9 protein-coding genes and 1 pseudogene are annotated in these 10,096 nt (G+C 52.4%); 9 read left to right on the forward strand and 1 reads right to left on the reverse strand.

The genetic code is table 11. The features are described from left to right. Nucleotides 1–137: 137 nt before the first annotated feature. Both P1U71_RS18050 and P1U71_RS18055 read left to right on the forward strand, forming a co-directional pair. Nucleotides 138–238, forward strand: a pseudogene (locus P1U71_RS18050) (IS6 family transposase); the annotation flags it as partial. Nucleotides 239–355: 117 nt separating this feature from the next. Then, on the forward strand, nucleotides 356–532 hold the full coding sequence (locus tag P1U71_RS18055; protein ID WP_367281212.1) for a DUF1858 domain-containing protein: 177 nt from the start codon (nucleotides 356–358) through the stop codon (nucleotides 530–532). A 10-nt stretch (nucleotides 533–542) separates the two neighbouring features. Here the strand turns inward: P1U71_RS18055 and P1U71_RS16830 are convergent, their stop codons facing one another. Next, nucleotides 543–1,244 carry a Crp/Fnr family transcriptional regulator gene (locus P1U71_RS16830; protein ID WP_301106832.1) on the reverse strand — a complete coding sequence of 234 codons (702 nt, stop codon included), beginning with the start codon at nucleotides 1,242–1,244 and terminating at the stop codon, nucleotides 543–545. A 97-nt stretch (nucleotides 1,245–1,341) separates the two neighbouring features. Between P1U71_RS16830 and P1U71_RS16835 the strand changes: the two genes are divergently transcribed. The 7 genes from P1U71_RS16835 to P1U71_RS16865 all read left to right on the forward strand — a co-directional run. Beyond that, entirely contained in the window at nucleotides 1,342–2,520 is a 1,179-nt protein-coding gene (locus P1U71_RS16835) for an NnrS family protein (RefSeq protein ID WP_301106833.1), read from the forward strand. A 133-nt stretch (nucleotides 2,521–2,653) separates the two neighbouring features. After that, nucleotides 2,654–4,912, forward strand: coding sequence for a NosR/NirI family protein (locus P1U71_RS16840; protein ID WP_301106834.1), 2,259 nt, complete (start codon nucleotides 2,654–2,656; stop codon nucleotides 4,910–4,912). A 54-nt stretch (nucleotides 4,913–4,966) separates the two neighbouring features. Further along, the gene (gene nosZ / locus P1U71_RS16845) at nucleotides 4,967–6,865 is read left to right on the forward strand and encodes a TAT-dependent nitrous-oxide reductase (RefSeq protein ID WP_301106835.1); all 1,899 of its coding nucleotides are present in this window, start codon (nucleotides 4,967–4,969) and stop codon (nucleotides 6,863–6,865) included. 3 nt (nucleotides 6,866–6,868) lie between these two features. Next, entirely contained in the window at nucleotides 6,869–8,146 is a 1,278-nt protein-coding gene (locus P1U71_RS16850) for a nitrous oxide reductase family maturation protein NosD (RefSeq protein WP_301106836.1), read from the forward strand. Then, nucleotides 8,143–9,087, forward strand: coding sequence for an ABC transporter ATP-binding protein (locus P1U71_RS16855; protein ID WP_301106837.1), 945 nt, complete (start codon nucleotides 8,143–8,145; stop codon nucleotides 9,085–9,087). The genes P1U71_RS16850 and P1U71_RS16855 overlap by 4 nt, the downstream gene beginning before the upstream one ends. Continuing rightward, complete coding sequence (locus P1U71_RS16860; RefSeq protein ID WP_301106838.1) at nucleotides 9,080–9,913, forward strand: ABC transporter permease subunit; 834 nt, start codon at nucleotides 9,080–9,082, stop codon at nucleotides 9,911–9,913. Before P1U71_RS16855 ends, P1U71_RS16860 begins: the two co-directional genes overlap by 8 nt. Further along, nucleotides 9,910–10,096 (forward strand): nitrous oxide reductase accessory protein NosL (locus tag P1U71_RS16865; protein WP_301106839.1); only part of this gene is annotated, 187 nt, incomplete at its 3' end. The genes P1U71_RS16860 and P1U71_RS16865, both read left to right, overlap by 4 nt.

Consider the following 10,096-nt stretch of genomic DNA (forward strand, 5'->3'; position numbering starts at 1 on the left):
CGCGATACCATCAAGGCTATTCTTGGTCAGAGCATTGTAAGGACAGGCACGGCGTAAAAAACTGCTTTAAGGATTCCATCGGCACTGTCAAAAGAAAATGGCTTGAGCCGTGACCGCTCTGGATTTACGGGCGGCACATGAAAAATCCATTCCACTGCTTTAAAACTCACCTGAGATCATTCGCCTGGCCGCCCTGAAGTATGTTCGATATCCACTGTCATTACGTCAGGTCGAAGATAGGTGTTGTCATCTATTTGCGTAACAACAACGTCTTGATTTCGTCTTTCCACTAAAAAAGGACACTTGTTATAGGGAAAAATCATTGGCGCGGCGAAAAGATAAAATCGATTTGGATATGCCGGTCGACGGAATCATGCGGATTTGGCCGCAATCCATTTCCGTGTTTATAAATAACCGTATGCAATGTATCGGCTGTCCACTCGCGACATTTCACACAATCGTCGACGCCGCAAGAGAACATGAAATCGATCTAGACAGGCTTTTAGAAGATTTGAACAAGGTATCCCAATAAAGGTTAGCGGCTAGCTATCGCTTTTTCCGGCTGCTATTACCGCCAGTTTATGCCCTTCAGTCACCGTAATTTTCTTCCGCTGACTCTTCACAAGGCCCTCATTTTCCCAGGTGCTTAACAATCGGGAGACCGTATGAAGCGTCGTACCCGTCATTTCCGAAATATCCTGACGTGAAATAGGGAAATCAATCAAGATGCCGTCGTCGGTCTTTCGACCCGTCTGATTGGCCAGTTTCAGGACAGCATTGGCCACACGTTGCTCAACCCGTTCCGTTGCCATTTCGACAATCCTGTCCTGGGCATCCTGCAAACGCGCGCCGACTGTTCTGTATGTGTTGGTTGCGAACGTCGGATATTTTTCAGTGATCGTCGTCCATAGCGATCCGGGCCAGGACAGCACCACGCAATCAACGGCGGCCACGGCATTGGCCGGATAACAATCGAGGCCGAGTGCCTGCGCGATTCCGAAGAGTTCCCCGCTCGAAATATAACGGGCGATCACCTGTTCACCGTCCGGCGTCACTTTGACAACACGGATATGCCCGTCAAGTAGCAGAAAAAAGGAATGTGCCGCCTCCCCCTGACTAAAAATTGTCCTGCCTATTTCATATCGTTCCGATCTTGCATTGGAGAGCAGTGCAACTAGATTTTCGCGTTCTATGCCGCGAAAAGGCGGGACATCAGCAATGAGAGATGCGTCCAGCAAAGACATAAAAATCCTTTTTAAGTTTGTCGAAGCGCAAATCCAAATTTACGCAGGGGCTATATCCTGTAATGAGTTAGTTTTACGCAATCTGTAAGGTTTAGCAATGGCGATTCCAAGGCTGAAACACTATCAGGGCCCTGCCCTTCTGAGCTACGGCTATCGACCGTTTTTCTTATTTGGTTCTCTATATGCCGGAATTTCCATCTTTCTGTGGCTACCCCTATTCTATGGAGAGCTATCGATTGCGTCGCAGTTCGCCCCTGTCGACTGGCATATTCATGAAATGTTTTTCGGCTTCCTCGCCGCCGTCGTTACAGGGTTCCTATTCACGGCCATACCAAACTGGACAGGCCGTATGCCGATCCAGGGGACACCCCTGTTACTCCTTGTCCTTCTATGGGCCATAGGGCGGGCCGCCGTGACATTCTCAAGCTATATTGGCTGGTTACCTGCAATGATAGTCGACCTGATATTCTTAGCAACCATTCTGGTCGTTTTGGTAAATGAAATCATTGCAGGGAAAAACTGGCAAAACCTTAAAGTACTTATGCCTTTGGGCTTGTTGCTTGCCGCAAACGCGGGGTTTCATCTGGAAGCCCACTATTTCGGCCTGAGTGATATTAGTCGGCGAGTGGCTATGGCCGCGGTGATTTTGCTCATTATGTTGATTGGCGGACGCATTATCCCGAGCTTTACAAGAAACTGGCTGGTGCGGAACAATCCAGGGCGACTACCAGTCCCTTTCAACCGGTTTGATGTGGCGGCAATCGTTATAGCGGCCCTAGCTTTTGTATCCTGGATTGTGACCGATCTCGCAACCGTTTCAGGTTTTTTGATGCTTCTGGCCGCAGCGTTCCATTTTATACGGCTGTTCCGTTGGGCCGGATACCGTGCCCTCAAAGACCCATTGGTTCTTGTCTTGCATCTGAGTTACCTCTTTATTCCGATAGGTTTCACCCTTCTTGGTCTGGCGGGCTTCTTTCCCGACTTCTTTTCGCCCCTCGCCGGCATTCATGCGCTTGGGACTGGCGCTATTGGCTCGATGACCCTCTCCGTTATGCTGCGCGCGACACTTGGTCACTCCGGGCAGCCGTTGAGGGCGGGTAGAAGCGCCAAATTTATCTTTGCCTTTATCTTTCTAGCGGCCTTTACCCGACTTGCTGCCGAGTTCGACATTGATCAGTATAACCTGCTTCTCCCTTTTTCGGCACTGGTCTGGTTTCTCGCATTTACAGGATTTAGCATTTTCTACGCTCCGCTTTTTTTGAGGAAAAAAAGTTAAAACCTTCCAGAAGCTTGCAGTAGATCAAATAAGCGTTCCAGACATTCAATTAAACATGTCCTGCACCTGAAATATTTCAGCCACCGAGCCATCACGCTCATAGCAGAGTTCTGCGGCAGGACATGACGACGGCATGAAGAATAGAGCTTTAAAGTTTCCGAATATTTTTGCGTCTTTCCTACTGGTCGTCATTGGCCTGTTCGGATTTCTTCAGAGTGCCTGCGCGGCGGTGGCCACGCAGCCGGGGGAACTTTCAACCTACCTCTCAAGCATTGTGCCGTCCGAGCTATTTGACGGGGCCGATCGATATGGGGATCAAATAGCCAATACGCCGGTCGTTCCCGTTATGAGCGGAGACAAACTCGTCGGTTATGTTTTCCTCAATACTGACTTCGTAAGTGCGATCGGATATTCGGGGAAACCTATTGAAGTTCTGATTGCGATGACACCGGAAGGGCGCATTGCGGCGGGCCGCCTGATGCATCATGCCGAGCCGATTGTACTTTCCGGCATACCCGAACAGAAGATCATCGATTTTATCGCAGGCTACAAAGGTAATGACATATTGGAGCTGGCGCGGGAAAAAGGCGGAGAGCCCCCGCCTGTCGATATCGTCTCCGGCGCGACCGTCACCGTTATGGTAATTGATGATAGTATCAAGAGAGCGGCGGTCCGCGCGGCGGCTGCCCTCGGCCTTGGAGGTTTGACGAATACCGTCGCCGCTGCGGCTTCACCAAAAAAATCGCTGATAGTTGACGGAGATGCATCTATCGATTGGCAGACGCTTATCGGAAATGGCTCTGTACGGCGGATGCGGTTGAGCCTGGCGGATGTCAACGATGCCTTCGTCGCTCAAGGTAACGAGAAGGCAATTGAACGCCCGGAAACAGGCGATGACGATGAGGCCTTTATCGATCTTTATATTGCGTCGCTCGCCATACCGGAGATTGCCCGCAGCCTTTTGGGTGACCGGGAATACCAGAATCTCCAGAAAAAACTGAACCCCGGGCAAAACGCATTTCTGGTCATGGGGAGCGGACGCTATTCCTTTCGAGGATCGGGCTATGTCCGCGGAGGTATCTTTGATCGCGTCCAGGTCGTACAGGGCGAGGAGGCGTTTCGTTTTAAGGATCGGGGATACAAGAACCTTGGACGTGTCGAAGCGGACGGCGCGCCTGAGTTCAGGGAAGTGGCCCTTTTCCGCACCCCCGACGGCGCCATTTTCGATCCCGCCGAACCTTGGGAGCTTCAACTCCTTGTTCAAAGAGCTATCGGTGCCCTTGAGAAGGTATTTGTGGCATTCGAGCTAAGCTACCAACTACCGGGTATTTACGTTCATACAGAGGCTGCGCCCGTTGTCGCGGCTGCGCCGCCAGTAACACAGTCCGCAACCATGGAGGCTGAGGATACAGCAGCGGCAAACGCCCTGTGGCAGCGTATCTGGAAACAGAAGATGCCCGAAATCATTATCCTGATTTCCGCGATTGTCATTTTGACTATCCTATTCTTCGTTCAGGATCAGGTGGTTCGCAGCAAGAAATTTACCGATTGGTTCCGCATCGGCTTCCTGACATTCACGTTGTTTGGGATCGGTTTCTACGCCCAGGCGCAGCTATCCGTCGTCAATGTGTTTGTCTTCGTCAACGCCCTGCTGACAGATTTCCAGTGGCAGTTCTTCCTGATGGAGCCATTGATTTTTATTCTCTGGTGCTCCGTCGCGGTTTCCCTGATTTTCTGGGGGCGCGGCGCGTTCTGCGGATGGCTTTGCCCCTTTGGGGCCTTACAGGAACTTACCAATAAGGTCGCCCGTTTTGCCGGCATCAAGCAGTTTACGGTCCCCTGGTGGCTGCATGAACGACTATGGCCCATCAAATATATCATTTTCCTAGGGCTGCTGGGTCTCTCCATCTACTCCCTGCATCTCGCGGAAACCTTTGCAGAGATTGAACCCTTCCGCACCTCCATTGTCCTGCGGTTCATGCGCGGTTGGCCTTATCTGCTATTCGTTTTCTCGCTATTGTTCGCTGGTCTTTTTATCGAGCGCTTCTTCTGCCGGTATCTTTGCCCGCTCGGCGCAGCGCTTGCCATACCCGGCAAGCTGGCGATGTTCAATTGGCTGAAGCGGTACCGGAACTGCGGCGATCCCTGTCAGACATGCGCCAAGGAGTGCATGGTTCAGGCCATCGACCCGCTTGGCAATATCAATCCGAATGAGTGCCTCTACTGCCTGCATTGCCAGGTGAACTATTACGACGAGGATGTTTGCCCTGTGGTGATCCATGCTCTTGCCAAGGCGCGCAAAATGGACCCGAGCGCCAAGACCTCAGTTGCCGATCAAGATCCGGCCTATCGCAGGGGACGGCGGCTTAACCAACCCAGAGCATATGAGTAAGCGCATGGGCTATTCACCGATATGAGAGAAATTAATTGAAGAAGGAAGAGGAAAATGACGGATAACTCGGAAAAAATTGCAGATGTATCGCGCCGGTCATTGTTGACAGGATCGGCTGCTGCCGCCGGACTGGGCGTCGTGGGTGGGGCAACTATGATGCCTATATCAACCGCGCGCGCCGCATCCGGGAAAAGTGAAGTCGCCCCCGGCGATCTTGACGAATATTATGGCTTCTGGAGTGGCGGACAATCAGGCGAAGTGCGGATCATGGGGGTTCCCTCCATGCGCGAACTGATGCGTATTCCTGTTTTCAACCGGTGCAGCGCAACCGGCTGGGGGCAAACAGACGAAAGCATTAAAATTCTCACCGAGAATATGCTGCCCAAGGAAAAAGAATTCTGGAAGGACAAGGGTGGATTTCCCAGCAATGGCGATACCCATCATCCGCATATGTCCTTTACTGACGGTAGCTATGATGGTCGTTATATTTGGGTAAATGACAAAGCAAACACTCGCGTCGCCCGCATTCGCTGCGATCTGATGAAGGTCGATAAAATTATCTCTGTTCCGAACGCCGCCGATATCCATGGCTTGCGGCCACAGAAATTTCCGAAGACAAAATATATTTTCGCCAATGGGGAACATCGTGTTCCGCTGCCGAATGACGGCTCCGTCCTTGATGACCCCAAGAATTATCATGCCGTCTTCACGGCCATTGATGGCGAGAAGATGGAGGTCGCCTGGCAGGTCATCGTCGACGGCAATCTTGATAACGTGGATGCCGATTATCAGGGGAAATACGCGATTTCGAGTTGCTATAACTCCGAAGAAGGCGTCACTCTCGCGGAGATGACCGCGAACGAGCAGGACTGGGCAGTCGTGTTCGATATCGCTGCGATTGAGGCAGGTGTTGCTGCCGGCGACTTCAAGAAATATGAAGGCGATGTGCCTGTCCTGGATGGTCGCAAGGGATCAAAATATACCCGCTATATCCCGATTTCGAACAGCCCCCATGGCGTGAATGCTTCGCCGGACGGCAAATACATGATGATCAATGGTAAGCTCTCGCCGACAGTATCTGTCATCGAAATGGCGAAACTGCCCGACGTTTTTGCCGACAAAATAAAACCCCGCGATGCGGTTGTCGCGGAGCCTGAACTGGGCCTCGGCCCGCTTCACACAGCATTTGATGGCAAGGGCAATGCCTATACGACATTGTTCCTCGACAGCCAAATCTGCAAATGGGATGTCGACAAGGCTATCCGGAAATTTGCCGGAGAGAAAGTCGAGCCGATTATCCAGAAGCTCGATGTGCAGTATCAGCCGGGCCATAATCATACATCCATGGGTGAAACCAATCAGGCAGACGGCAAATGGCTGGTCTCCCTGAACAAGTTCTCCAAAGACAGGTTTATCAACGTTGGCCCGCTGAAGCCGGAGAATGATCAATTGATTGATATCTCGGGCAAAAAAATGAAAATTGTTCATGATGGTCCAACTTTTGCGGAGCCGCATGACTGTATTATTGTTCAGCGGTCCATCGTCAATCCAGACCAGACCTACAATCGTGAAGATCCCATGTTTGATGCTCTCAAGGCGCAGGCAAAAGCCGACGGGATCGAGGACTTGGACTATGCGGAAGACGTCATCCGGGACGGCAACAAGGTTCGGGTTTATATGCATTCCACCGCGCCGATATTCTCGCTGGAAAAATTCACTGTGAAACAGGGGAATGAAGTCACAGTCATCGTCACCAATATCGATGAAGTCGATGACCTGACCCATGGCTTTACCATTTCCAACTATGGCGTTGCCATGGAAATCGGTCCGCAGCAGACGGCGTCGGTCACTTTCAAGGCTGACATGCCGGGCGTTCACTGGTTCTATTGCCAGTGGTTCTGCCACGCATTGCATATGGAAATGCGCGGTCGCATGCTTGTTGAGCCGGCATAGCCAATGCGCCTCCAAAGAAACATTCTTTGGCAAATCTGGGGTGCGGTGGCCGTCGTTGCCACCGCTTCCCTACCCCTACCCTATGCCGAGGCCCGCGAGGTTGACGTTTCCGAAAATCTTCAGCAAGCCATCGAGGCTGCCGCCCCGGGAGATACACTTATCCTGGCCGCCGGGACCTATGATGGATCTTTGGTTATCACGAAGCCGCTTACTATTCTGGGCAATGGTAACGCGAAGATAACCGGCACCTCGTCAGGCTCTGTTATTCATGTCAAGGCTCCCGACGCACGACTTGAAGGACTGATCGTGACGGGCTCGGGTCTTTCCCTTGAAACCCAGGACAGCGGTATCTTTCTCGATCAGGAAGCAACCGGCGCCATTATCTCAAATAATGTTGTTACGGACAATCTGATCGGCATCTACGTTTCCGGCGCAGAAAATGCCCATGTGATTGGCAACCAGATCTCCGGCCGTCAGGATTTGCGCATGAACGAGCGGGGGAACGGCATTCAGATATGGAATGCCCCGGGCGCGATCATTGAGAACAATGACATCCGCTACGGCCGCGACGGGATATTCGTCACGACGAGCGAGCGGAATATTTTCAAGGGCAACAGCATGCGCGATCTGCGGTTCGCCATCCATTACATGTACACCAATAACAGCGAGGTCATTGGCAACCGGTCGTATGGAAACCATATTGGTTACGCGATCATGTCCTCATCCGATCTGGTTGTCGAAGATAATCTTTCGGAGCAAGATCGGGATAGGGGGATATTGTTCAACTATGCTGTCCGGGTGGCCGTGACGCGGAATATTGTTCGCGGTGGAACAGAGAAATGCATCTTTATCTACAATTCGCATGACAATTATTTTGAGGAAAACCTGCTATCGGATTGCACCATCGGCATCCATTTCACAGCGGGGTCCGAAAAAAATACATTGACGCGAAACGCATTCGTGAACAACCGGAACCAGGTGAAATATGTCGGTACCAGATGGCTTGAATGGTCCAGGGATGGCGTCGGAAATTACTGGTCCGATCAGGTGGCAATGGATCTTGACCGCAATGGTGTGGCGGACAGCATATACCGTCCCAATGATCTCACCGATCGGATTATCTGGCAGTATCCCTCCGCCCGGCTTCTCCTGAATAGCCCCGCCGTGCAAATCCTGAAATACGCGCAAAGTAATTTTCCGGCTCTGCATCCCGGAGGCGTTGTCGACAGCGCGCCGTTGATGGCCATCCCGAAAAACCTGACCGATGGGAGCAAGTCATGAAAATGGAAAATTTTCCGGCAATCGACTTGATCGATATTAGTCAATCGTATCGCGATAAAATTGCACTTCAGGATATTTCCCTGGCGCTTTCCAACAGACAATGCCTGGCACTTGTCGGTCATAATGGCGCGGGCAAGACAACTCTCATAAAGATCATTCTCGGACTGCTCAAGCCGAACCAGGGGGCCGTCAAGGTTTTACATCAGGATCCCGCAAGCCGGCATTTCAATAACTTGCGGTGCAGCATCGGTTTCCTGCCGGAGCAAGTACTTTTCCAGAAGACATTGACGGGTCGGGAGACCCTTGCCTTCTATGCCCGGTTAAAAGGGCTGCCAACGAATAACCTCGATGATTATTTTGATCGCGTCGATTTGCGCGCTGCGGCAGACAGGCGCGTCGGCACTTATTCAAAAGGCATGCGTCAGCGGCTCGGGATCGCGCAAGCGCTGCTGGGTCAACCGAAGTTGCTGGTTCTGGACGAGCCGACCACCGGCCTCGATCCTGTTGCACGGCAGAATATCTACAGAATTATTGACGAGGAGAAGAAAAGCGGCGCCGCCGTCCTCATTTCTTCCCATGTGCTGACGGAAATGGATCACCGGATCGATCGCGTCGCTATTCTCAGTGAAGGGCGGATGGTCGCTCACGGATCGATCCCGTTTTTGCGCCATCATATCGGCATGCGCTCCTCTCTTAAAATCACCGCCGATCCGGAAAGCTGCGGAAATATCGCGGCCATGTTCGAGGCCGAATTACCCGTTGAGCGTCCCTCCATGGAAGAAATCATTCTGAGATGCCTGCCGGAGCAGAAACTGGAGATATTGAAAAAGGTGATGGCGATGGACGCGACGATCACGGACATCGAATTGACCGACCCGTCGCTGGAGCATGTCTTTAACGCCTATTCGAGCACCGCTTCATCGGGAGGGAACCATGTATAATATTCTCGTCCTGGCATCGAAGGAAGTGCGTGACGGATACCGGAATAAATGGATCGCGGTAATGACACTTGTCATGACCGGCTTTGCCCTGATCCTCTCGTTTCTGGGGAGTGCCCCTGTCGGCTCAACCCACATCAGCCCCATGGCGGTGACGGTGGTCAGCCTTTCCTCTCTCGGCATTTTCTTCATTCCGCTCATTGCGCTTCTGCTATCCTACGACGGCATTGTTGGCGAAGAAGAACGCGGGACGCTTATCCTGCTGCTGGCCTATCCGATTTCCAAACCGGCAATAGCGCTCGGCAAGTTCCTGGGACAATTATCCATCCTGTCCTTCGCCATTATTGTTGGGTATGGCTGCGCCACCCTCGCGATCGCGCTGACCGGAGACATCCCGCTCGCAGAGCAGGGCTGGCCCATTCTCCTGAAACTCATCCTTTCGTCGATCCTGCTCGGCGGCGTCTTTCTTGCCCTTGGGTTGCTGTTGAGCGCATTGACACGCGACCGCGGAACAGCCGCCGCCGGGGCAATCGGTCTCTGGCTTCTGTTTGTTGTCCTGTTCGATATGGCACTGCTGGGGTTTCTCTCGTCCGGCGCCGCAGATCTTATTCGCGACGATGCGGTTAAATGGATCATGCTGGCAAGCCCGTCAGACGCCTATCGCATGTTCAATCTGTCGACCAACGCGGAAACGGCGCTCCTCTCGGGTATGGCCGGACTGAGAGAAGATCAGGGGGTGTCTGCATCCGTTCTTATCTCTCTTTTATGCATCTGGATCATAATTCCGTTAGCCGCTTCATGTGTTCTTTTTCAGCGGAGATCCTCATGACTTTGATCCGGAAATTTGCTCTCGCCGCGGTATGCTTTGGTCTTCTCGGTGCCTGCGATAACGATGCGGATCATGTGCCGCCGCCGCAAGCGCTTACCGATGATGCGGTGGGCGTTTATTGCGGGATGATCCTCACCGAGCATGCCGGTCCGAAAGGACAGGTGTTCGAGAAGGGCCGCGACG

Source organism: Sneathiella sp. (assembly GCF_029233945.1).
In the GTDB taxonomy this organism is placed as follows: Bacteria; Pseudomonadota; Alphaproteobacteria; order Sneathiellales; family Sneathiellaceae; genus Sneathiella.

Excerpts from the sequence above, each read along its gene's own strand:
- P1U71_RS18055 (WP_367281212.1), top strand. The coding sequence starts at position 356 with ATGCCGGTCGACGGAATCATGCGGATTTGGCCGCAATCCATTTCCGTG.
- P1U71_RS16830 (WP_301106832.1), bottom strand. The coding sequence starts at position 1,244 with ATGTCTTTGCTGGACGCATCTCTCATTGCTGATGTCCCGCCTTTTCGC.
- P1U71_RS16835 (WP_301106833.1), top strand. The coding sequence starts at position 1,342 with ATGGCGATTCCAAGGCTGAAACACTATCAGGGCCCTGCCCTTCTGAGC.
- P1U71_RS16840 (WP_301106834.1), top strand. The coding sequence starts at position 2,654 with ATGAAGAATAGAGCTTTAAAGTTTCCGAATATTTTTGCGTCTTTCCTA.
- nosZ (WP_301106835.1), top strand. The coding sequence starts at position 4,967 with ATGACGGATAACTCGGAAAAAATTGCAGATGTATCGCGCCGGTCATTG.
- P1U71_RS16850 (WP_301106836.1), top strand. The coding sequence starts at position 6,869 with ATGCGCCTCCAAAGAAACATTCTTTGGCAAATCTGGGGTGCGGTGGCC.
- P1U71_RS16855 (WP_301106837.1), top strand. The coding sequence starts at position 8,143 with ATGAAAATGGAAAATTTTCCGGCAATCGACTTGATCGATATTAGTCAA.
- P1U71_RS16860 (WP_301106838.1), top strand. The coding sequence starts at position 9,080 with ATGTATAATATTCTCGTCCTGGCATCGAAGGAAGTGCGTGACGGATAC.